Annotated in this window: 19 protein-coding genes; 4 read left to right on the top strand and 15 right to left on the bottom strand. The window is 29.8% G+C overall.

Features of this window, described 5'->3' with window-relative positions; all coding sequences use genetic code 11:
- Positions 1-4: 4 nt before the first annotated feature.
- The gene (gene rfbC, locus OQ292_RS40250) at positions 5-568 is read right to left on the bottom strand and encodes a dTDP-4-dehydrorhamnose 3,5-epimerase (RefSeq protein WP_284689895.1); all 564 of its coding nucleotides are present in this window, start codon (positions 566-568) and stop codon (positions 5-7) included.
- A 277-nt stretch (positions 569-845) separates the two neighbouring features.
- Between rfbC and OQ292_RS40245 the strand changes: the two genes are divergently transcribed.
- The 4 genes from OQ292_RS40245 (at position 846) to OQ292_RS40230 (ending at position 4907) form a co-directional block, all read left to right on the top strand.
- On the top strand, positions 846-1019 hold the full coding sequence (locus tag OQ292_RS40245) for a hypothetical protein (RefSeq protein WP_284689894.1): 174 nt from the start codon (positions 846-848) through the stop codon (positions 1017-1019).
- A gap of 217 nt (positions 1020-1236) precedes the next feature.
- Positions 1237-1545, top strand: coding sequence for a hypothetical protein (locus OQ292_RS40240; protein WP_284689893.1), 309 nt, complete (start codon positions 1237-1239; stop codon positions 1543-1545).
- A 704-nt stretch (positions 1546-2249) separates the two neighbouring features.
- On the top strand, positions 2250-3128 hold the full coding sequence (locus OQ292_RS40235; RefSeq protein ID WP_284689892.1) for a ParB N-terminal domain-containing protein: 879 nt from the start codon (positions 2250-2252) through the stop codon (positions 3126-3128).
- A gap of 99 nt (positions 3129-3227) precedes the next feature.
- Positions 3228-4907, top strand: a complete 1680-nt coding sequence (locus OQ292_RS40230) for a right-handed parallel beta-helix repeat-containing protein (protein WP_284689891.1) — start codon at positions 3228-3230, stop codon at positions 4905-4907.
- Between the two features lie 8 nt (positions 4908-4915).
- On the opposite strand, the gene OQ292_RS40225 is transcribed toward OQ292_RS40230, so the two are convergent.
- The 14 genes from OQ292_RS40225 to OQ292_RS40160 form a co-directional block, all read right to left on the bottom strand.
- The gene (locus OQ292_RS40225; protein WP_284689890.1) at positions 4916-6154 is read right to left on the bottom strand and encodes a glycosyltransferase family 4 protein; all 1239 of its coding nucleotides are present in this window, start codon (positions 6152-6154) and stop codon (positions 4916-4918) included.
- Positions 6135-7445, bottom strand: a complete 1311-nt coding sequence (locus tag OQ292_RS40220; RefSeq protein WP_284689889.1) for a UDP-glucose dehydrogenase family protein — start codon at positions 7443-7445, stop codon at positions 6135-6137. Before OQ292_RS40220 ends, OQ292_RS40225 begins: the two co-directional genes overlap by 20 nt.
- Before the next feature lie 32 nt (positions 7446-7477).
- Entirely contained in the window at positions 7478-8338 is an 861-nt protein-coding gene (locus OQ292_RS40215; RefSeq protein WP_284689888.1) for a sulfotransferase, read from the bottom strand.
- Between the two features lie 26 nt (positions 8339-8364).
- Positions 8365-10266, bottom strand: coding sequence for an alginate lyase family protein (locus tag OQ292_RS40210; protein WP_284689887.1), 1902 nt, complete (start codon positions 10264-10266; stop codon positions 8365-8367).
- Positions 10267-10313: 47 nt separating this feature from the next.
- A complete protein-coding gene (locus OQ292_RS40205; RefSeq protein ID WP_284689886.1) occupies positions 10314-11405 on the bottom strand; it encodes a glycosyltransferase family 4 protein in 1092 nt (363 codons plus the stop codon).
- 15 nt (positions 11406-11420) lie between these two features.
- A complete protein-coding gene (locus OQ292_RS40200) occupies positions 11421-12299 on the bottom strand; it encodes a sulfotransferase family protein (protein ID WP_284689885.1) in 879 nt (292 codons plus the stop codon).
- A gap of 12 nt (positions 12300-12311) precedes the next feature.
- Positions 12312-13727: a hypothetical protein gene (locus OQ292_RS40195; protein WP_284689884.1), complete on the bottom strand. Its 1416-nt coding sequence runs from the start codon at positions 13725-13727 to the stop codon at positions 12312-12314.
- A 2-nt stretch (positions 13728-13729) separates the two neighbouring features.
- Positions 13730-14896, bottom strand: a complete 1167-nt coding sequence (locus OQ292_RS40190; RefSeq protein WP_284689883.1) for a glycosyltransferase — start codon at positions 14894-14896, stop codon at positions 13730-13732.
- Positions 14896-15681, bottom strand: a complete 786-nt coding sequence (locus OQ292_RS40185) for a sulfotransferase (RefSeq protein ID WP_284689882.1) — start codon at positions 15679-15681, stop codon at positions 14896-14898. Before OQ292_RS40185 ends, OQ292_RS40190 begins: the two co-directional genes overlap by 1 nt.
- Complete coding sequence (locus OQ292_RS40180; protein WP_284689881.1) at positions 15678-16775, bottom strand: glycosyltransferase family 4 protein; 1098 nt, start codon at positions 16773-16775, stop codon at positions 15678-15680. The genes OQ292_RS40185 and OQ292_RS40180 overlap by 4 nt, the downstream gene beginning before the upstream one ends.
- 7 nt (positions 16776-16782) lie before the next feature.
- Positions 16783-17751 carry a hypothetical protein gene (locus tag OQ292_RS40175; RefSeq protein ID WP_284689880.1) on the bottom strand — a complete coding sequence of 323 codons (969 nt, stop codon included), beginning with the start codon at positions 17749-17751 and terminating at the stop codon, positions 16783-16785.
- Between the two features lie 12 nt (positions 17752-17763).
- Positions 17764-18582 carry a sulfotransferase domain-containing protein gene (locus tag OQ292_RS40170; protein WP_284689879.1) on the bottom strand — a complete coding sequence of 273 codons (819 nt, stop codon included), beginning with the start codon at positions 18580-18582 and terminating at the stop codon, positions 17764-17766.
- A 3-nt stretch (positions 18583-18585) separates the two neighbouring features.
- Complete coding sequence (locus OQ292_RS40165) at positions 18586-20064, bottom strand: lipopolysaccharide biosynthesis protein (RefSeq protein ID WP_284689878.1); 1479 nt, start codon at positions 20062-20064, stop codon at positions 18586-18588.
- Between the two features lie 109 nt (positions 20065-20173).
- Entirely contained in the window at positions 20174-22630 is a 2457-nt protein-coding gene (locus OQ292_RS40160; protein WP_284689877.1) for a GumC family protein, read from the bottom strand.

Here is a 22630-nt window from a genome sequence, read left to right as displayed (position 1 = left end):
TGGTTTAATTTTCAAAAGTGAAATTATTTTCTGCTTTAGAGAGTGGCAATAGTTTTTGATCCTTATCAGAAATGATGAGTTCATCATCAGGTAAACCCCAATCAATACCTATTTCCGGATCGTTGTAAATAATACCTCTCTCCATTTCAGGGTTATAAAACTCATCACATTTATATTGGAAGATGGCTGTTTTACTAGTTACCACAAAACCATGCGCAAATCCTTTTGGAACAAATAATTGATATTTGTTTTCTTCATTCAGAATTAAACTAAAAGATTTGCCAAAAGTAGGAGAGCCTTTTCTTATATCTACACAAACATCTAATACTTCGCCCTGTACTACAGATACTAGTTTTGCTTGTGAATAAGGTGCAAGTTGGTAATGTAAGCCTCTTAGTACTCCATAAACAGAAGAAGACTGGTTATCTTGGACAAAGTTGGGGGATATACCAGTAGCCTCGGTGAATTTTTTTTGATTAAAACTTTCCAGAAAAAAACCTCTTTTATCTTTAAAAACTTGAGGTTTTATAGTAAAGCACCCTTTTAAATATGTTTCTTCTATCTGCATGGTAGTTAAAAAAATGGTTATTGAGTAGTGAACGACTGATATTATATTTCATTTTTATTTGTGGTAAAAGTAATGGCTATAAGAAAATCCACAAAATTGATTTAGTCCGCTATTTGAACATATTGCGCAATATATGCATTTTACAATATTTCCTTTTGAGTAAGTATAGTTTTTTATTGTACTGACAAATAGTCTTATGGTGTCAGTGTTTTATATGAAAAAAAATTACGTAATTCATACTAAAATTCAGTTTCTTCAACCATTAATCCTTATTACCATGAGATTCAATTTAGAACAACTATCGGACTACAAGAAAACCATTTTGGATGCTATTGTGATGATTTCTACATCAGATGCTGTAGTGGAATCAGATATCTGCAATTTGCAAGATGTCTATTATTTGTTAGAAGCTGTAGAGAAGGATACATTACAATTTAAAGAAGTAGCTTAAAATCGAAATCCCTGTTACCATAAATAGTATGTAACAGGGATTTTTATATAATTATGTAAATAAAATAACGTATTTGCATAGCGTTATATCCTCAATATTCGTTAAGTAAATTCGCTTAAATTATTCTAACAATGTTAAAGCATGTAAATATGGAATGATAAAAGGATATTTATTCGTTATAACTTCAAAATTGTAAAAGGGCTAAAATAATCTGTTAATGTACTTCTTTGTAAATATTCTTTCTGAAGCACAACCAATACTAGAATGTTCTTTCCCAACTTTAGAAAGTGCAAGATCTTTTTATGATACTATTATAACTTCAGGTTATAATCTTTCTCAGGATAAATTTGAAATTTCCTTAGGTTGTTATAAACCAAATATAGAGGAAGAACAAATTTATGAAACACAAGTTTTTGAAGAAGCCGTTCATCCAAAAATGGCAGAAATTCATGATAAACTACCTTCAGAAATGGAATTTTGTAAAAATTCTCTTTTTATAGATAAAGAAAATATTTGTTTAAATTAGTTAACAAAAAAGACCGTACATAGCGTACGGTCTGCTTTGCTATATTAGCATTATTGGTAAAGTAACTCTGAATAATATTAAAAGCTTCTATAAATTATAGAGGCTTTTTTTTAACAAGTATAAGTACTTAATAAGTTCAAGAAATTCGCAAAATAAACTGTGTGAATATTCATATTCCTTCTAGCAAAATACTTTTTACTAAGCTTATATTTTTTTCTACTAAAGAAACAATTCATCTAACAATTTTGTATTCATTCTTAGAAATGAGTTAGAAAAAGTTTAAGATCTCATTTGACTATAAGATATTATCTTATCTAAGTTTTTTTATAAAAAATATAAAATGCTGAACATCATTTTATCTGTAGTAAATGAAATACAAAAATGAGCTTTTGGTAAGTTATAGTTTTTAATAAAATAAAATGTATATTTATTTTATATTGATTATAATTGTACAACTATTGTAAAACATCCCAAAAAAACCATTTGTTAAAGCGTTGGATAAAACATTATTCTTGTTAAGTAGTTGATGCATGTAATATATATTATTATTTCTTTATGCAAGACAATCTTGAATGTAGCTTATAATATTCTAAACTTAAAAACTACACCTTTTATCACAAAGGGTATTAAATGTATATATAATCTGGAGTATTTACTTTGTAAATATTCAATATATATCTATTATCCATTAATTTAAGCAAAGTATGAGTAAAGAACCTGAAGTTAAAATACTTCCTGAACTAAAAGATTTTATTACTCCTCTAACTAAAGAAGAATATGAGCAGTTAGAAGAAAATATCAAAAGTGAAGGATGTCGTGATCCTCTAACCGTATGGAATAGAGATGGTGAATACATTTTAGTTGACGGACATAACCGTTATAAAATATGTCTAACTAATGATGTAGAATATACTATTGAAATGAAAGATTTTAGTAGTATGGAAGAAGCGAAAGACTGGATGATTGACAACCAGTTAGGTAGAAGAAACCTTAACCCTTTTCAGTTAAGTTATTTTAGAGGATACAAATATGAAAGGCTAAAAAAGAAAAAAGGAGGCTATCAATATGTACTCTCTAAAGGTCAAAGTGGTACTCCGACGTCCGAAAAATTGGCAGATGCTTTTAAAGTAAGTAAGAATACAATTAAGCGTGATGCTCAATTTACTAAAGGTTTAGAAGTGATAGGAGTATCTAATCCTAAGCTTAAGCAAGATATACTTTCTGGAGATAAAAGAGTGAACAGAGGACTTGTTCAATTAATCTCTGAGGCTGATCCAAGAACAAAAGTTCATAATGTAAAAGATCTGAAAGTTAAGGCCGAAAAAATCAAGAAAAAGAAGGATGATAAAAAGAAAGAAGGTCTTCCTGATGAGCCTACTCCAGAAGAAAGAGCACGTGAAATCTTTAATGAACAAGGTATTGAGTTTATTAAAGATAGAGATCAGCGTGTGCAGCGTACTAAAGCCAATATTCTTTCTTCTATTAATCGAATAATTAATAATAAGGACAAAGAAGCGATGGCTGATTTGAAAAAGTATGTAATGCTTCTGGAGAAAGATGTGTTTGACTTAGAAACAGCTTAAGAAATTCTTGAACTTAACATAAGAATAGTTATATCAATCTTGCTATAGGTAACTTTAGCAAGATTGATTACTGACTATTATTTATTTTAATATCATGAAATGATAGTCAAATACGTCAATCAGATTTACTTGAATTGCCACATTATTATCCTTTTATTGATTGTTTTTTCCTCTTCAGTCTTAGCTACTGATTATCATGTATCGGTTAGTACGGGTAATGATGCTAATACTGGTACTTTAGAAAAACCTTGGAAAAGTATTGAAAAAGCTAATGCGATAGTGGCGGCAGGTGACCGGGTATTCATCCATCAAGGTGCTTACTCCGGACAACAAATTGCACCTAAGGTTTCTGGACTACCTGGAAAACCTATTATCTATCAAGCTTATAATGGACAAGATGTCACTCTTTCCAATATCAAAATCGCCATACAGCTGGATGGTAAAGCTTATATACATATCATCAATATCAATGTAGATGGCAAAAAGTTATATACAGATGCCAATGTGGAGGTGTGGGTACAAATGTATGATAGCCATTACTGCCTAATTAAAGATTGCCACTTTCAATATGCCAAAGGCTGGTCTGGTGTAAGTCTAGATGAAGGCAGTAGTTACAACCAATTGATCAATAACCGAATGGATTATTGTGGTACTTGGAATGATGGCAATGGAGAAGATCGTGGAGATATTATTTCTCTAAAATGTGCCAATCACAACTTATTACAAAATAATTATCTGACTCATGGCGGCCATAACCTATTGGCTGTATATGGTAGATATAACATTATAAAAGGCAATACTTTTGATAATTCATGGGGAACAAATAGCGCTGGAGAACCCATAGGAAATCGCTGTTTGGAACTCAGTAATGTAGAGAGTAAAGGTTGTAATGGGGCTATAGGAGGCTATAATGTATTTGAAGAAAATATTGTAAGAAATACCTTTAAGGCATCTGATAACCTGTATCCTCAAATGATGAAGGCACAGGGAGAGAATCAAATTGTTCGAAAGAATTTAATATTTCAAGGCACGCAAGAAGCTGTAGGTAGTACTGCCAACAGCACCACCCAATATGCAAGGTATCAGCATATCTATCAGAATACCATTAGTAATAATGGAGGTCCGAGTTGGCGCATACTAAGTTCCACAGGTACAGATAGCAAGGCCAATGTATTTAAGAATAATATTTCTTATCAGGCAGGTTTATCCCCTAAAAACAACAAGTATAGTGGTCATATATTTATGAATGTGATTAGCTCAGGTAAAGAAGCTTTTAATGAAGGAGAGGTGAAGGGCAATTGTTTTTATTCACAAAGTGGTGAGGTAGACTGGTTGTATGTAGAGGGTATAGGCAAGGCCTCAGTGTCAGACATAGAGCGTAATTATGGTAAACAGGTATCGGGCAATGTGTTATCTGAACCGGGTTTTATGGCAGCAAGTCCAAAAACAATGGAAGACTTTTATTTGAATGGTAACAGCAAATTGATAGACAAAGGTGTATCCTTAACCCAAGTGATGAGCTCAAGTGGTTCAGGCAATCGAGTACAGGTAGAGGATGCCCGCTATTTTAGTGATGGTTTTGGGATACAAACAGGAGATAAGATTCGGATAGGCACAGGCTTAGCCGTAGAAATCAAAGGTATCGATTACAGTAATGGATATTTAGAGTTATCAGAAAGTAGAAGTTGGCAACAAGGAGATGCCGTAAACCTAGACTTCTCCGGAAATGCTCCCGATATTGGCGCTTTTGAATGTGAAAAGCCCAAAAATAAATATTAAAATAAGTGTTATTTTACTTCTTCTAACCTCTTTGAGGGTATTTCTGAATGTACATCTTGCAATTTTAATACTTTACTATAAAAGTTAACTAACTTTACAGATTCGTAATCCCAAGATAATTCGTTAAGTACTCGTTGATAACCATACTCACCCATTTTATGTCTTTTTGCATCATCATCCAATAACTCACAAATCTTATCAGCAAAATCTGCTACTTCAGTATTTTTAGCATATAGAGAAGCTTCTAATGCAGATGCTCTGCCTTCTTTAAGGTCAAATTGAACAATAGGTTTTTTTAGTGCCATGTATTCCATTATTTTATTCATGGTGGATAGGTTGTTCATTTCTGTAGGCTTGTCTGGGTTCACACATACATCAGCGGAATTAAGCACTTCAAGTAATTTTTCATCACTAACCCTTCCGTAGAAATCAACCATGTCGCTCACTCCTATTTCTTTTGCGTATTCTATAATCTTTTCGAGATCTGTTCCACCGCCAACAATTGCAAATTGTACATCATCTCTTTGAGATTTTATAATTTTAGCTGATTGCATCAATAGATCTAAGCCTTCTTGTTCACCTATCACCCCTACATAACCTACTAAATACTTTTTTCCTTTTTTTACATCTATTGAAGGAGGTTGTAATTTTAATCTTCTTAAACTGGGACCACTCCTAACCACTTGCACTTTTTCCGGCTTCATACCACCTCTTTTAATTGCAATTTCTTTATATGATTCATTAGTAGCGATAGAGAAACTAGCGAAATAAAATGTGAGTTTTTCAAAAAGTAACATCAAACGATAAAAGAAATCTTTCCTTTGGAACTTTGCAATATATAGCTCTGGATTGATATCGTGATGATCAAAAATGTATTTAACACCAAATGGTTTGAAAATTAAAGATGTAAGAAAAATAAGATCAGGAGGGTTACACCCATGTATAACATGAAAACGCTTTTTGAAAAATATTTTCAAGCTTAGTACTAGTTCCCAGAAGATAGCAGCACTATATTCTAGTAAATATCCTATAGCTCCCCTTGCTTCTAAAGGAAGTTTATGTCTGTAAATCTCTATACCATTAATCACTTCGTAACTTTTAGTATAGCCTTTCATCTTAGGGCATATAATAGATACATGTGCTCCATTTTCTTTTAATGTAGTAGCTTCTTGCCAGACTCTCCTATCAAAAGGAGCAGGTAGGTTTTCTATTACAATTAATATATGTTTACCAGCAAATACCGACATAGTTCTCTCCTGTTTGTTTGTTTTTTTCTATTCTTACTAAATCTATAATTGTTTTGTCTTTAGGTATGTGGGGTAATATTTCTTTAAACTCCTCAGACTTATTACCCAATACAATTACTTCTGCCTCTTCTACAACTTGTTCTGCTCCAGCTTTTAATAATCTTGAAATATGAGGTATTCTTCCAATAATAAAATCTTTGTTTTTCCCCATTAACTTAGATAATAATACATTTGCATCATACAAAGAAACATTAAATCCTTTTCCTATCAATGTTTCTATTAGTGTAATCATAGGACTTTCTCTTAAGTCGTCTGTACCAGCTTTAAATGCGAAGCCTAGAATACCTATTTTTCGTTTTCCTGTATTATATATAAGTTGTAAACCTCTTTGTATTTGTATTTCATTGCTATCGATAAGGCTATTTAGCAATGGTGTTTTTACATCAAGTATTTTAGCACGATAGTTTAATCCTCGAACATCTTTTGGCAAACATGATCCGCCAAAAGCAAAGCCTGGTTTCATATAATAATTCGATAGATTTAGTTTTTTATCTTTGGCGACTATATCCATTACCACATGGCCATCTACTCCCAATTCTTTACAAATATTACCAATTTCATTGGCAAATGTAATTTTGACTGCATGAAAATTATTATTAGCATATTTAATCATTTCAGACTCCTCTGGTTTGAGTGTATAAAGAGGAGCATTAATGCTTTTATATAGCTCCTTGAGCATATTTTTACTCTTTTCGCTTTCTATCCCGATTATAGTATAAGGTGGATTCCAAAAATCATAAATAGCAGTACCTTCTCTCAAAAATTCAGGATTAGAACCTAATCCAAAACTTTCAATATGTTTCTTTCCTGAGTTATCTTCTATAATATCTATACATTGTTTTACAGTCCCTGGAACCACTGTGCTCCTAATTACAATAGTATGATACTCATTTTTAGTTTTGAGAGCTTCTCCAATTTGGACACATACTTTATATATATAACTCAAATCTATATTGCCATTAATTTGACTTGGAGTACCTACACAAATAATAGATATTTCGGAATTATTAATAGCATAATCAACATCTGTTGTAGCCTTTAAAAGGCTTTTTTTATTTCCTTCAGCAATAAATTCATCAAGATCTTTCTCAACTATTGGAGATTTTCCTTTATTTATAAGGTCAACTTTATGTTCATTCACATCAACACCAATAATTTGATGTCCCTCTTTGGCAAAACAAGCGCATGATACTGCTCCTACATAACCTAGACCAAATATGCTAATTTTCATGTTAAAATTATTTGTTATTAAACTTATTGAAGTTAATGATAAATAAGATAATTAATGGCACGTGTTAAGTTATCTCTAAAGGTATAATCCAGTTTTTTGAAATCAGATCTTAAATATATTTCTTTTTTCATTCTAATTCGATTACCATCGAACAGTTTGCCTGTGTACAACGGCGTGTTGTCTTGGAGTTTATTAATAGCACTAGAAAGATCTAAACCTAGCTTTTCTTCAATGTGTTTAAGTAACTTTTCAGGATAATTAATTAAGTCTTCATAAGTAACTTCTACTACTCTATGTTTTTTTTGGAGTTTATTAACTACAATTTGACATAATAAATTTACTGAAAAGTAATATAAGTTTGCTGGCAACCATTTTTTTGATGGTTGTTCAATATCTTTTTTAGCAAATGATCTTACTACGCTTACTGGGTTTCTTTTTATATAGACATAATAAATATCGTAGGGTAAAGATTGAGAAATATTAAGTGCTCGCCCTGGATATTTTGAAGAATCTGTTATTATACTTTCATCTATCTCATCAAAAATACTTTGATAAAATGATCTAAGAAACTGTTGATACTTATAGAAAGTATTTTTTTTAATACCTATTAATCTAGTTAATAGTCCAGAGTGATATTCAAATTTATAATGTAAGAGCTCTTGTTCTCTTAATTCATTTGCTGATAGTTTTAACGATTGTCCAACTTTGTTCCAAAACTGATAGGTAGGAGCATCTATAGCATGCTGAGGAGGTATTCCTTTTCTCTTAGGGTACCTATTTAATTCTCCAGCATTAAATATGTTATTGGCATTACCAAGTAATATTTCTAGTAGTGTTGTGCCACTTCTACCTGTTCCAATTATGTAAATAATCTTCTTGTTTTTAACTTCCATGATGTTATTACATCATTTTTATTTAATTAATGGAAATATATGTTAGTTATCAGTGAGGTTGTACCCTCTATCTCCAACTCTAACAATAAAGATGTAGTTGGATTTTTTACGTTGAACTGGTTGGAAAACCATCCTAATGGTTTTTCTATATCGCCTTTGTATAGTTTAGCTACTGAAAAATAATTATTATTAATTATTACTCTTAAATTATTAGGATTTATTAATATAATAGATGCTTTTTCATGAATAACTTTTAGAGATGGATGAAAATGTAAGGCAAATTTTATAGTTTTTGTGTTACTACATTCAAGTGTATCTGTTATAGTATAAAACTTATCTTTTTTATCATATAATATTTTTCTATTATGAACAACTCCACTTTTAGATAAAAATGCATTATGTGATGCACTACAATAAACTTGTTTATTGTTATCAGTAAATTCTAATGAATGCAATTTAGGGTGTTGTAACCATATCATTCTACCTGCTGCTTGGGCATGGTTTGCATCATCTACAGAAATGGTATTATGTGCATTAATCCCTCTAAAATAATTTCGCCAAAATTTATATTTTTCATGGTACTGATATGTTCCTGGGTCAATAATAAAGGGATGGTCATTGTAGTCTAATGTAAAATGTAAAAGATCGGAGTGTCCATGTGCAGCTAGTTTTCCTAAGCCTATTTCGCCTACATCAAAACATAATTTTGATTTATTTTCTATAAAGAAACAGTATCCAGAATGTTTAAATAATTTAGTTTGTAAATTTATAGTATCTTCATCATCAGTTTGATTTTGGAGTAATAAAAATTGCTTATATCCAGTATCCTGCTGAATTAAATAATTTCTAAAATCAAATCTTTTATCTTTCCCAAGATACTTTTTTGTATTTAATATTAGTGCTGTATCAGTTAAAACCGAACTGTATATATTATAATCTTGATCAAAAAAAGGAAAAAGTAACTCACCTTCGTCACTATCTCCTAATGGAAGTACTTCTGTACCTTCTTCATTTAAAATATAATGAAGAAACTCTGCCATATTCCCAATTTGTTGTTTTGCTTTTATCGGAATATCAATTTGATGTTTCTGCGCAGTACTAAAAACAAGTAAATACATATTTAAAACTTCGGCATGGTAGTGTGAAGATTGTTCTTTAGTAAAACCGTCTTCATGAGTCTGTTTAAACAGTTCTTCTAAGAGTAATTGAAAAGATTTTTTATTCCATGTATCACTCTTATTAAATTGGTAATAAGTTGTTATTAAAAATATAGCTGTAAGCTCAGCGAGTAGATGATTATTGGCAGAAGAATACAGTGACATATGATTAATAAGAAAGTGATAATTTAAGATCATTAAATCGTCGATTAACCTTATTAACTCTTTATCTCTAATGAAAAATCTAGTAAATAAAAGATTTATACTTCTTATTCCTATTTCTATTCCACTGCGCCAATTTATACTATACAGAAAAGGGTTTTGTGTATTCCAATTGTGTAGTTGGTCTTTTAAAATTTGCTCATAATTATGAGTAGGATTAACTAAAGACAATGCAGCATATATTGGGAAATGATGAAATCGTGATACAACACTTATATATCTAAAATCTCCTGCCTTATTAAAATTTTGAAATGGAATTTTGTGTGTGAAACCGCTTGGAGGGTTTATGTTATTTTTAATGTCTCCATGCCAGTTATCTAAAGAAATTATATCTGTAATAGTATGATCATATACTTTAAAAGTTTGATAATCAAAGTTTTCAGATAAAAAATCGTTTAAAGTTTCTAAAGAATAAATAGGTTTAATAGACTTTTTAAAAGTAAAATTTTTATATTTTTTTAATACTGTATCTCTATTTATTATTTTATCTAATACCTGATGTTGTATAAACTGTTTTAATCTATAAAAGTCTTCTTTTGGATGCTCCATCGCCATCCATCTATTCTTTATCCATTTTAGCTTTGAGATCAAGATAATTAATTTAAAATTTCACTGTATATATTAAGTAGTCTATTCTTTACTACATCACTAGTATAAGCATTTTTTGCTTTGTCATAATTTTCAAAAACCATCTTTTTATAGATTTGATTTTCGGAAATTAGTATGTCAATAAACTCTGCAAATTTTTCGTAAGAAAGACTTTCTGTTATAAAACCATTTTTTTCATGAGTAACAACATCAGGTATTCCAGCATTTATTCTAGAGATTACAGGCATTCCGTACAACATCGCCTCTAAAACAGTATTTGGTAAACCTTCGCCATGAAATGTTGGAAATAATAGCACATGACAATCTAATAGTAACTTTCCCTTCTGATCGCCACTAACAAAACCAAGAAAATGAATATTTTCTATGTTATGCTGTGTAACATATTTTTTAGCTAGGTTCAAATCTGGCCCATCACCTCCAACATATAAATGAATTTTTCGATCAGGATATTTTTTTTGAATTTCATTTATAGCGTCTAAGGCTATAAAAATTCCTTTTTCTTTTACTAGTCTGGAAAGAAAAAGAAAATTTACTGGATTTTCTTCTGCCTTTTTGTGGATGTCTAATAAAGGTAAAAAGCTATTATCTGCAACTGTAGTTTCAAACCAAACCTTGCTGGCATTTAATGTAGCGGCTAAATTCGTTACTTTAGGCTCAAAGTAACGACTTAATAGTAAGAGGTATTTGCTTTTGCCAAACGTATTTAAAAAAATCCACTTTTTTATTGGAGATTTATGTATACTCAATTCGAATTTTTCATCCCATCCTCTAAAAAATACCAATATTTTTTTTTGTGCTATAATAGCTAGATAAGTAAAAAGTGCATCTCTAAAAAATGATTTTTTATCTAAAGAAGGATTTACATGGACTAATTGATAATTTACTTTTTTTAGTATTTTCCAAAAGAGTATATATCTTGTTAAAAGTCTGATTATTTTCTTTAAAGCATTTTCTTTACCATGCACATTTACAAAAAAATAATCTATATGATCTGCCTGATCTAGCGACAATGTTTTGTAGTAATTAGCAACACCACCAATATTTTTTAGATCTGGAGTAAGAACCAATATCTTTTTCATAATAAACTGATTGCTTCAATTTGAGAATGTGGATTTGGTTAATAGTTTAAAAACGATTTTTTCTATATAGTTTACTTCTTTTTTCCATCTAGCAGAAGATTCTTGATGAATACCAATAGGTTGACTATTAATTTGATATGAAGAATCTTTAACTGGTGGTTGTAACATTTCTGGTTTATAATTTATGGCTAAAAAATCACACAATCTACGAATTTGATCTTCAGGATTAGATGTCAATTTTTCATATTCAAATAATTCGTAGTTTTTATTTCCTTTATTGGCTCTATTAAACTTATAGGAAGACCTATATGTAATTATTGTTACTAAAAATACCTTTGTAAGGGTGAGTATTTTTGAAGTAAAGTTAGTTTTGTTTTTTATATGCTTACGCTTCTGAGAATTATAAATGGCAAGTGGATGTCTATTAATATGAATAAATTTAGCTTTGGGAAACCACTGTTGTAACTCGTGTGCTTTAGTAATATGTACAGGAAATTTGGCGCCTAATTTTACTTTATTATTTATTTGAGCATCATATTCTAGTATTGCTATAAAAATTTCTTTAAAAGAACCATTTGTTCCTTTTAGCAATTTTAGCATATCTTTTTTTTCGCCTTTTATATCTCTCCAGTAAGTGCCAAAAAATTTATTTTCAAACATCAAAGAAGCAAGTTTATCAAGAGAGTTATCAGAACTAGTTTCTCCAATTAAGGATTGAGTTAGTTGAATGAAGTCTTTTCTTATCCAGTTGGGTGTTAAGTAAAATATTTCAGGTGAGATGTTTATATCTGAGTGATAGTTAATAATATTCTTATAAATCTTTGAGCCTGTTCTAGGCATACCTACAATAAAAACAGGTTCTGTAGCTACTGAGTTAGTTTGATAGTTATCCATAAAGAAACCTATTTATATATTGATTTTATTTAAATCTGCTTGATTTATTTTCTCATCATCTAGATATGAAAATAGCGTTTCACCTTCTATGAAGGTAATATTTGGATAAAGCAACAGTGTAAATACCAATCCATTTATAATAGTTAAGAATATATTTTCATATGGTAGATAAACTAACATAAAAAGTATGGCAACCTTTTTAATGAGTAAATGATTGGCATTAAGTGGATGCTCTTTTGAGTTGGCAAAATATACTGCAAGAAGTACCCCTATAAAAAAAATTGTTCCTAATAATCCATGTTCTGTCAATTTCTCTGAAAGAGTGGAACGACCAATTTTATAGCCCTCATACACTTTGCTGAGATCACCTTCTCCAATACTACTTTCAGAGGTTGAACCTGGGCCTCTTCCAAACAAAAAATGATAAGGATCTTTACTTAATAAAGTATATCCAAATGTGATAGCAGCTCCCCTTCTTAAGGTCCCACTTTTTGAAAACTGTCCATGCCAATTATCATCACTACCAAACATATAATCGGATACATATTCAGGGTCAGATAAATAAGCAAAAGAGCTTTCTTCATTTTTTAACCTACCACTACCAATTAAAATCTTTTCAAATATTAATAAACTCACTGATATAAAAATGCCAAGAATAATAAGTCTTCCAAAAAACTTCCAGAAGTTTCTATACCCCACATAAATTGCAAAAAATAGAAGAATTAATATAAGAAACCCTATACCCGCTTTATTATTAGCTATACCAATAGACAGTATAAACAATATAGACAAATTACTAGCAGAGATTTTCCTCATTAATTGTTGTCCATTGTACCAATAGGCAATTGTTATTATAAAGCAAATACAATGAAAGTATAGATACTGACTATCAGAACTAAATAAACCTGTTACCATATCTCCTGTAGAAGAAGTAAGTGTTACAAGCATTCTTTGAAAAACGGCTAGGAGTGCAGATATAAAACCTGCTTTAATAGTAAGCTTATAAAATTTATCTAGAGAAAGTCTGTCATACATTGCTTTAGAAGCAACTAAGAAGGAGAATATAAAGATAAATCCTCTTTGTGAGTATATAGCAGATACTATGTTGTTTCCATTTATAGAAATTGAAATAATAGCCAAAAAGATAAATAAAAAATAGGCAATAGAGAACCAAATGGAACTCTTCATTGGTCTTTTAATTAAAACTATTGCAGAAACAATTCCGCATAAAAGTAAAATTAATTGTGGTAACCAATTTAATATAGTTGGCAATTTAAAAAAGTACCTATCTATATATTCAATAGGAATAAATGTAATTACAAATGGAATTAAAAAGAGTAGTTTTTCTCTTTTAATTAATGAAAGAGTAAATGCAATTACAATGATTAAAGCTGAAATTCCCCAAAAAAGATAAATTAACTTTTCCATAATTATGTATATAGCTTATCATTCAATTTTGGATTTTTTTTAAAAAAGTGCTCAAGTATAAAAGCAGTTCTTTTATCCCAAGTATAGTGTTCAAAAAACAATCTTTGGGCATTACGACCTAATTTTTCTCGATTTTCTTGAAGTTCTAAATGTTTAATTTGACTTTCCCAGTCTTTTAAGTTTTCAGGATCAGCCAATAATGCTGTTTCATTATTAGTTATAACCTCTCTCAACACAGGTAAGTCAGAAGCTATAATTGCCTTGCCTCCACCCATGTATTCAAATAATTTTAATGGAGACATCCACTTACTTATATCAAGTGTACCACTTCCAACAATCACATTTGCTTTATATGGAGCCAACATAATATCAAAAGTATCCATATAATTATATATTTGCTCTGGCTTTACAAATCCATGAAAACACACATTATCAAGCGTATTTTCTTCTTTTAATTTATTGATTTGCTCCTCTGTACCTCCTACTATATGAAAATCGTATTTGGGTAATAGTTTAGCAAGCTCAATAATAATTTCAGAACCTTTACCGGGATAAAGACTTCCAATATATCCTAATTTTAATTTTGTGCCTTTAGAGTTATAATTAGAGTTTTCTATCATTTCACTTGGTATCTGGTTACCATCAGCACCATCATGAGCAATTAAGGTTTTATCTCTAATTAAGTCTCCATACAACCGTATATATTCTTCTTTAAGTGCTCCGGAGATAGTAACTACACCTTTAAAGTACTTACTGCCGAAAATATATCTGAGTACCTCTTTTCTTAATTTTGTTGCAGGTGGAGCATGTGCCTCAAATATTATTGAAAAGTTTTTGGGGTTAAGCAAGCATATAGTTCCTGTAGAAAATATGTCTCTACTATATAAAATCCCTTTAGCTTTCATCCTTTTTAGCTTTCGGAATACTAATAATGCATATATAATTCTATTGAGAAATTTAATACCTGGAAGTTTTATGGCTTTTACTTGAAATGACTTTTTTACTCCATAATATTTATGAAGGTCTTCTTTATGATTTTTTAAAATACAAAACAATATAACTTCTTTACAATGCATAGAAAATGCTTGACACATTTTCATTACTTGTATACTATTTGCCTTTTGCGACGGAATAGGAGAACAACTAAGATAGTAAAGGTTTTTCATCATTATTGAGTGTATAGTTTCTTATTTAATGCATATGGTAGCATGAGTAATGGCGATATAAAAGCTGTTTGATTCATCTTCATCCAGCTATTATCATAATATATTTGTTTGTTTTTGCTGGTATCATTTTTCATTCGATTCCCATAAATATCATGCATTTCAGCTTGGTGTATTTCAGAATAATCATTGGGGATATCTAAAAATGAACTTATCTTTTTTAAGGTTTTAGCTTTTTGTAAAACTAAATCTTCGTAGCTAATAACAGTAAAAGGAATCCCAGCACTTTTTAAGTAATTTAACTTTCTTCTATTACGATAATACCACTTATAAGCATTATATACTACGCCATAGTTATTCCTGCTTTTCCGTTTATTGTTTTTTTCTCTTGATATTACCCAACTTCTAAAGTCTCTTACAAGAAAAATCACATTAACCTCTATGTCTTTTAGAGATTTATTAGCGTAGTATTTTTTAAAACTTATAAGGTTTTTAGAACTGTCTATGAGTATTTTAGAAGGAAATTTTTCTTGAAATTGTAAAAGTATATTTTGAAAAGCCTGTATGTCATCATCACTATTTTTGAGCTCATTAAGTAAACCTCCCCATACTTTGCAGTTCTCTACACTATCTCCGCATGAACATTGGGGAATACTTTCTTTATTTCTATTTTTTAGTAATAGACTTACCTCTCCCATTCCAACTATTTGCTCATGGCTAGACAGAAGCATTTGCAAAAACGTTGAACCGCTATGCCCAATTCCCATAATATATACAATCTTTTGCTTCATATTTTACTTAATGATTCTTCAAGTTTGTTTACTGCTTTGATTATATCAAAATTATGAAATCCATGATTTCTACATTTTTCAGAAAGCATTTGCCATTGGGAAGCATCGTTGCATATTTCATTTATTTTATTTGCAAGTATGTCGATATCTCCATTTACAATGCCGAGTTGATTGCTCACAATCATATTATCAGGATCAACTTGGTAAGAAAACACTGGTACACCTCTTAACCAAGCTTCAATAAAAGTATTAGAAAAACCTTCATACTCACTTGTATTTACTAACAGCATCGATTCTGTTAATAACTCATGTACCTCAGTTGCTTTTTTTTCTCCTAAAATTTCTACATTAGTTAAATTGGCACTTCCTAATAAAGTTTGTATATCGTTATTATCATATTTACCAACCATTTTAAACTCTATATCAGTATCTTGTAAAGCTGAAGCAATTTCTATAAATCTATCAGGCCTTTTAAATGGTCTCATTCTTCCTATCCACAACACTTGCTTTTTTCTTTTTATGCCATTAGCCTTTATACCTGTTAAAGGGTGAGCATTATAGATAATAGTACCTATTAAATTTAAGTTTTCTTGCAGAAGGTGATATTGACCTTTTGTTTGTAAAAGTATTAGGTTAGAAAGAGTTAATGATTTAAAAAATCTTAGTTTATTAAACCTATTGTAAATCTTTACTGGTAAGATTGCATCTTTTTGTTCATTATCTTTTAATGAAAACTGTGAATCTCTTGAAAATGCCCAAACTACTTTCCCTCCTACTTTCTGCGCAAATTTCACTAAATAGTGGAGGTATGAAATATTAGCTCTTGAGTACCACACATCAGCTTTTATCAACTGCATTATTTTCAATAAACTCAAAGAGTTCATCCATTTTAGATATCCTTTTCTTTTAGGTAAACTATGTAAAATAATACCGTATTCATCTTTTTCATTAATAAGCTTAGAGTGCTCAAATATATAATGTACTTCCCATCCTTTATTAATAAGCTCAGATGCTAAATAAAAACATTGCGTCTCAGCTCCACCTCGGTAGTATTTATAGTAATGGGGTAATATGAATGCTATCTTTTTACTCAAAATATTATCATTTTAATAGATACTTTTCTTTTGGTAGAAAATTCTTATACTCATAATAATCTATACCAAATGCATCTAATATTTCAAATGCTTTTTTATGTTGAGCATCATCAATTTTCTGCTCCCATTTTTCTACTAGCCATTTTTTGTTTTTATGTATTTGATCTGGGTCTAGTAGAATTTTCTTAGACTCTTCAGAGGATTTTACTGTAGATCCGGATGCTGTATTTAACCTATCTCTTATTTTTTCTGGCTTTTTAAAATGAAATTTATTAAGTAAACTATCAATTACAATTTCAGGTTGAAGTACAGTTTGCTCGTATGAGACTGTTAGCCATGCATCATTCTGGGTTCTTAGAGGTAATACATTTTGAAAACACCAATCTAAGATTGATTTTTCAAAAGGGGTTCCATCTTTTATAATACTTTCTGCATATTGCTTTTCTTCTTTATTAAAATACTCTATGAAAGCAGAATTTATAAATGAATCTAACCTTGGGCATATTTCTCTAGATAATGCAACAGGAATAGGATGCCTTAATAGAAAAATAATTTCTCCATTAAAGTTTTCCTTAAACCAATTAAAATCACTTTCTCCTGCAAATAGTATTTTAAATATTATTCGTGATGTAATTGGTTTCCATAGTGGAGAGAAAGGCACAGGCCTTTTTAATCTAATATCCTTATATGTTCCATCGATAAAACTATTAAGGTACGCAGCTATTTTATTAGATTTTGTTGGATCAAGAATGTCTTCCCAAGTATTTAATCCTAAATTTTCTCTTACATAGTCTTTCCTAATATTAAAAGGTTCTTTCACCATTTTAAACTGCGGCTGAGTACTTATTAACTCTGTAAGCCAAGTTGAACCACTACGAGGTGTGGAAAAAAGAAAAATATTTTTTTCTCCATTTGGAATATGGAATGAACTATACAATTTAATCCAATTACTAATCTGTTTTCGTTTCAGTTCCATGCTTAATTCAGTTTATTTATTCCAACTATCTAAAGTTTTTCCTATCATACCCTCTAATTTTTTGTTACTTTCATAATAAACTTCTTCTGTAAGCCACTTTTTTGTTTCATATTTCATTTGAGGTAGCTTAACACTATTAACATCTTCTATTTTTTGAGAAATTTGATACAACTTTGCCTTTCTTAAGCCTCTTGAGAGATAATTGAGAATTATACTTTTACCTAATAACTTTTTTGAAGAGGCAGAATTAATTTTATTATTCATTAAAGGCGCTTTAAACTCAGCATCAACCTCTAGAAAGTTGTATATAGACTTCAAAAAAAGTTCTGGATCATTTTTTAGATCATCATATAGTAATATCAGTATATTTTCTTTTGAAAATAACTTGAGATACTTTTCTATATGAGTGAAGTAAAGGCCTTCTTGAATAAATTCTTCTTTAGAATTTATTTTTTCTTCAAAAGATAAATTTTTGTTTTCAGCAAATTTACTTTTTGCATTCCAATATCTTGAATAAAGTCTTTCTGTAGGATTACGTAGGCACATAATCAATTTTATATCTCCTAAAGTCCGATATATCTTTTCAGCAATTTGGTCTCGATGTAAATAAGACGGTGTGATTTCTCCAATAGCCTTTTCATTACTTACCCCATCAAAATTAGACATGTAATAATCGACCCCTTTCTCATAATTATTATCGAAAAAGTGCACTTCTTTTTTTGGTGGCAAATAAATCTCAGGGTGACATCTGATATTCTTATCAATCCATGTCGTACCAGCTCTTGGAGCACCTATAATCAAAAAATTAGGCTTCTTTTGATTTTCTAACATCGATTAAGTTGATTTAATTTTTTTAATACTTTTAACCATAATTTTATATTGCTTTATTTCAGTAGTTACCTGTTTTATAAACTTTCTTTTTGAATAAAAGCTTAATAAACCAAATAATGCTGAAGACAAACAAGAACTAACAATAAATGATATAATACCTTCTGGTACAATCAATCTTGAAACTACAAAAAATGTAATGGCAAAAATTATTACTGATATTACATTTAATAAAAAACTGTAGTCTAAATTAATTTTATGGAAAAAATTAAGCAATATGATGATTAAGAAATAGCTAACACAAGTAGCACTTGCCGCTCCTATTAGTCCATATATTGGTATTAAAAAATAATTTAGTATTACATTTAACAACATACCAGCAAATTGGAAAAACAATTCTTGCTTAGTTGTATTCTTTAACCTTACCACAAGATAATAAAATACCTTAACACCAGAAAAAACAGCTGCTAGGCCTAAAAAAAATACTAATAGTTTAAGGTTTTCAATTTCAATGGTCTTACCAACAAATAAATCTAGAATAGCTTCAAAATAAAATATCAAATAACTAAGTAAACCTATTGAAACAACTAAAAATATAAATAGACTAGACTTAATCATAGATAGTGATTCTTCTTTATAATTTTGATCCCATATTTTAGGCAGGTAGCTCATTATTTGTTTTCTAATAGGCACACTAATAAATGTGATTATATCAACTATCCTATGTACAATGTTATATGCTCCTAGCATTTCAACTCCTAGAAAATAACTAATAAAATATCTATCAGCTTTACTCAATAGTCCACCTTCTATATTGCTTATAGCCAATGGGTATGAAAACTGAAAATATTGCTTTAATATCTTTAATGAAGGAGAAACAATGGAGAAGTCTTTAGCCAGATGTAAAAAGAAAATCATGGCTATTAACAAATCTAAGAGAGAATAATAAAGTATTCCGTAAAATATATCTTGTTCCCATGCAGATCCTATAACAAAACCGAGATATGGAATAAATGCATAGCTAAACTCTAATACAGAATATAATTTAAACTTTTTATTTCCTAACAAGAACTTATTTACATTGGTATAACAAGTATTTGAAAATACCATAATACTTGAAACTTGTAAACTTAATAGGTGCTTACCTTCTAAAAACCAATCATTCAAATATGGTGATAAGAAGAATAATATAGATGTTCCAATAAACCCAAGCATCATAGAGGGTATTAGAATAGAATAAAAATGTAAGCTTAAAGTATATTTATCTGTACTAGGAATTTTTGATGCATATCTTTGAAAACCCATACCTAGACCTAAGGCACAAAAGGGTATCAGTATTTTTACGTTTGCATAAATCTGTACAAATGCACCATAGTTTGCTAAACCAACAGCAGCAATTATGATTGGTATAAAAAGAATACCTTTTATTTTTGTTAAAAAACCACCTACAGATATGAATAGGGTATCAGTTATTAATTTCTTCATAAACTATTGTAGTACAACTTAATATTAAGCTTTTTTTTAATAAAAAGTGAGAGTTTGTACTGTGTTATGGTTAATAGTTATAAATGCTTGGATTTATCAATAAAAACTGTTAAACCTCTTGTTTCGGTTTAGCCTTAAGTAGATTAATACCTACTTTTTTATCATCTGAATAATATCCATAGCCATAACCATAGCCATAAGCAGATTTCGACTTTTTAACATCATTCAGTACTAAAGAGAGGTTGCTTATTTTTTTTGATTGATATATTTTTTCAATATCTTCAATAAATTTAATTCTAGAGTAATCCTGTCTTACAACATATATATTAATGTCTGTAAATTTTTTAATAATGAAGTAATCAGCAACAAGACCTAATGGAGGTGCATCAATTATTATATAATCGTATATCTGCTTTAATTCTTCAATTAATCTAGCAAAATTGTGTGATTCTAATAATTCCGCTGGATTAGGAGGCATAGGCCCACTCGTAATTACATCTAAACATTCTATCTGACTTTTTTTGATAATACCATCCAAGCCAGTTTTATTTATTAAGTAACTACTCAATCCAAGTTTATCATCAGTATTGCCATTTCCATTACCGTTTTTATACCTAAATTTTTCGAAATACTCTCCAAGTTTAGGTTTTCGTAAATCAGCACCTATAATTACAGTTTTCTTACCAGAAGTAGCTAAGATAAGACCTAAATTAAAAGAGCAAAATGTTTTACCTTCTCCACTTATTGTAGATGTAAAACCTATTACCTTATTATCTATATCAGTTCCTAAAAACTGCAAATTAACCCTAAGCCCACGAAAAGACTCTGCTAAACCTGATTGGGGCGAATTAAGTATATTCACATCCTCATTACTATTTCTTACAATAGAGCCTAATAATGGAATAGAAGATAATCTATCTAGTTGGTCTGTATCTTTAATTTTATCATCAAAAAAGTCTTTTATAATAATAATTGATACAGGAACTACAAAACTCAAAAATACTGCAATTAGATAAATAGGTAATTTTTTAGGGGATATTGGCTCATTCCCTATCATTCTAGCAGCATCTAAAACTTCATTTTCAGGCATACTAGATGCTTTTGCAATACCTGCTTCAGCTCGTTTTTGCAATAAGTAGTTATATAAATTATCACTAAAATTAAATTTTCGCTGAATATTAACTAAGTCTCTTTCATTCTCAGGTAGTTGATTTAGAACTCCTTTTACTTCTGCTATTCTTTTACCTATATCTTCTAGTGCAATTTTAGAAGAACCTATAATATTCTTAACATTTTCAGTAAGTGTTTTCTTTAAGTTATCTATTTGAAGATTTAAAATAGACAATTCTTTACTTTTCTCACTTGCTGTATAAGATAATGCTATTTTTTGCGAGTTTAACTGTTTTAATTCAACGATAGAAGCATTTAATAAGGGATCTTCAATACCAATTGAAGCTGGTGCAATAATCGAATTAAAATCACTACTCTCAAGGTAATCAAGCAAAAATTGATAATATTGATCTTTTACTTTTAAGTTAGATTGTTCTGTTTCAAGTAGTTGAAGTTGTTCTGCAGCATTGGAAGCTGTAAAGCTTATGTCTATTACATTTTTTTCTTTTCTAAAGCTTTCTAGTTGTGCTTCAGCCCCTTGCAAAGAGTCTGTTATTTGTAAGATTTGATTATCAATAAAATCTATTGTTGTTACAGCTGCTTGATTCTTTTTATCAAGTTGGTTGGCAATATAAACCTTGCCCAACATATTTAAAAAATCAGTTTCTTTCTTTACAATAGGACCTTCTAGTTTTATTTCTAATACTGAAGATTCTGTACTATAAGGTTCTATGGCAAGAGCACTTCTGTAACTTTCTGTTATATCTTCAACATCTTTAATCTTAAAGCTATATTCTAATTCATTTTTTGAAAAACCTTCTTTAAAAAACTCACTATGGTTAATAGTAAATTTAAAATACTCTGTAGAACATATTTGCCCTATATGAACAGTATCCTTAAATGTAAATTCTTCGACAAAAGTTTTTTCTCCAGTGTATGGTATGTTAACAAAGAAATCGGTCTCATCAAAAGAGACCTCATATATATTATCCGCGACAAAGTTTATATCAAAAGGTTTATTAAATACCTGATAGTGAGAGGAGTCATAAGTTACTTTATACGGACTTGATTTATATTTTTCTATATCTCTAAAGACGCCTTTCTCATAATAAGCAATATTGATATCAAGAAAGTCTACAACTTTATTTACTAATTTATATGACTTTAAAATAGCAATTTCATTCTCAATGTTTTTTTGGTTTCCGAAAAGACTCATATCCCCAAAAAACTCTTCTGTATTCATAGTAGAACTACTCTCATCGTCTATTATAATTGTGGAGGTTACTTTATAAATAGGTGTAGTAACTTTTAAATATAAAAAAGCTAACCCTAAAAATATTGGAAACGCAATCACAAAATAATACCAATGAGATACAATATTACTGAGTAACGATTTAATATCTATAGGTTGCTCCTCCTGATTATTATCAATATGATAGGCTATTTTCTTTTCCAC

This window comes from Chondrinema litorale (assembly GCF_026250525.1).
Classification (GTDB): Bacteria; Bacteroidota; Bacteroidia; order Cytophagales; family Flammeovirgaceae; genus Chondrinema; species Chondrinema litorale.
This window is presented reverse-complemented; position numbering and strand designations above follow the sequence as displayed.

What these genes read in the sequence shown, in the direction of transcription:
- OQ292_RS40235 (WP_284689892.1), top strand. Translation starts at nt 2,250, where the DNA reads ATGAGTAAAGAACCTGAAGTTAAAATACTTCCTGAACTAAAAGATTTT.
- OQ292_RS40170 (WP_284689879.1), bottom strand. Translation starts at nt 18,582, where the DNA reads ATGTTAGAAAATCAAAAGAAGCCTAATTTTTTGATTATAGGTGCTCCA.
- OQ292_RS40185 (WP_284689882.1), bottom strand. Translation starts at nt 15,681, where the DNA reads ATGAAGCAAAAGATTGTATATATTATGGGAATTGGGCATAGCGGTTCA.
- OQ292_RS40190 (WP_284689883.1), bottom strand. Translation starts at nt 14,896, where the DNA reads ATGATGAAAAACCTTTACTATCTTAGTTGTTCTCCTATTCCGTCGCAA.
- OQ292_RS40210 (WP_284689887.1), bottom strand. Translation starts at nt 10,266, where the DNA reads ATGGAGCATCCAAAAGAAGACTTTTATAGATTAAAACAGTTTATACAA.
- OQ292_RS40220 (WP_284689889.1), bottom strand. Translation starts at nt 7,445, where the DNA reads ATGAAAATTAGCATATTTGGTCTAGGTTATGTAGGAGCAGTATCATGC.
- OQ292_RS40165 (WP_284689878.1), bottom strand. Translation starts at nt 20,064, where the DNA reads ATGAAGAAATTAATAACTGATACCCTATTCATATCTGTAGGTGGTTTT.
- rfbC (WP_284689895.1), bottom strand. Translation starts at nt 568, where the DNA reads ATGCAGATAGAAGAAACATATTTAAAAGGGTGCTTTACTATAAAACCT.
- OQ292_RS40200 (WP_284689885.1), bottom strand. Translation starts at nt 12,299, where the DNA reads ATGGATAACTATCAAACTAACTCAGTAGCTACAGAACCTGTTTTTATT.
- OQ292_RS40175 (WP_284689880.1), bottom strand. Translation starts at nt 17,751, where the DNA reads ATGGAACTGAAACGAAAACAGATTAGTAATTGGATTAAATTGTATAGT.
- OQ292_RS40245 (WP_284689894.1), top strand. Translation starts at nt 846, where the DNA reads ATGAGATTCAATTTAGAACAACTATCGGACTACAAGAAAACCATTTTG.
- OQ292_RS40215 (WP_284689888.1), bottom strand. Translation starts at nt 8,338, where the DNA reads ATGGAAGTTAAAAACAAGAAGATTATTTACATAATTGGAACAGGTAGA.
- OQ292_RS40225 (WP_284689890.1), bottom strand. Translation starts at nt 6,154, where the DNA reads ATGTCGGTATTTGCTGGTAAACATATATTAATTGTAATAGAAAACCTA.
- OQ292_RS40230 (WP_284689891.1), top strand. Translation starts at nt 3,228, where the DNA reads ATGATAGTCAAATACGTCAATCAGATTTACTTGAATTGCCACATTATT.
- OQ292_RS40240 (WP_284689893.1), top strand. Translation starts at nt 1,237, where the DNA reads ATGTACTTCTTTGTAAATATTCTTTCTGAAGCACAACCAATACTAGAA.
- OQ292_RS40195 (WP_284689884.1), bottom strand. Translation starts at nt 13,727, where the DNA reads ATGGAAAAGTTAATTTATCTTTTTTGGGGAATTTCAGCTTTAATCATT.
- OQ292_RS40205 (WP_284689886.1), bottom strand. Translation starts at nt 11,405, where the DNA reads ATGAAAAAGATATTGGTTCTTACTCCAGATCTAAAAAATATTGGTGGT.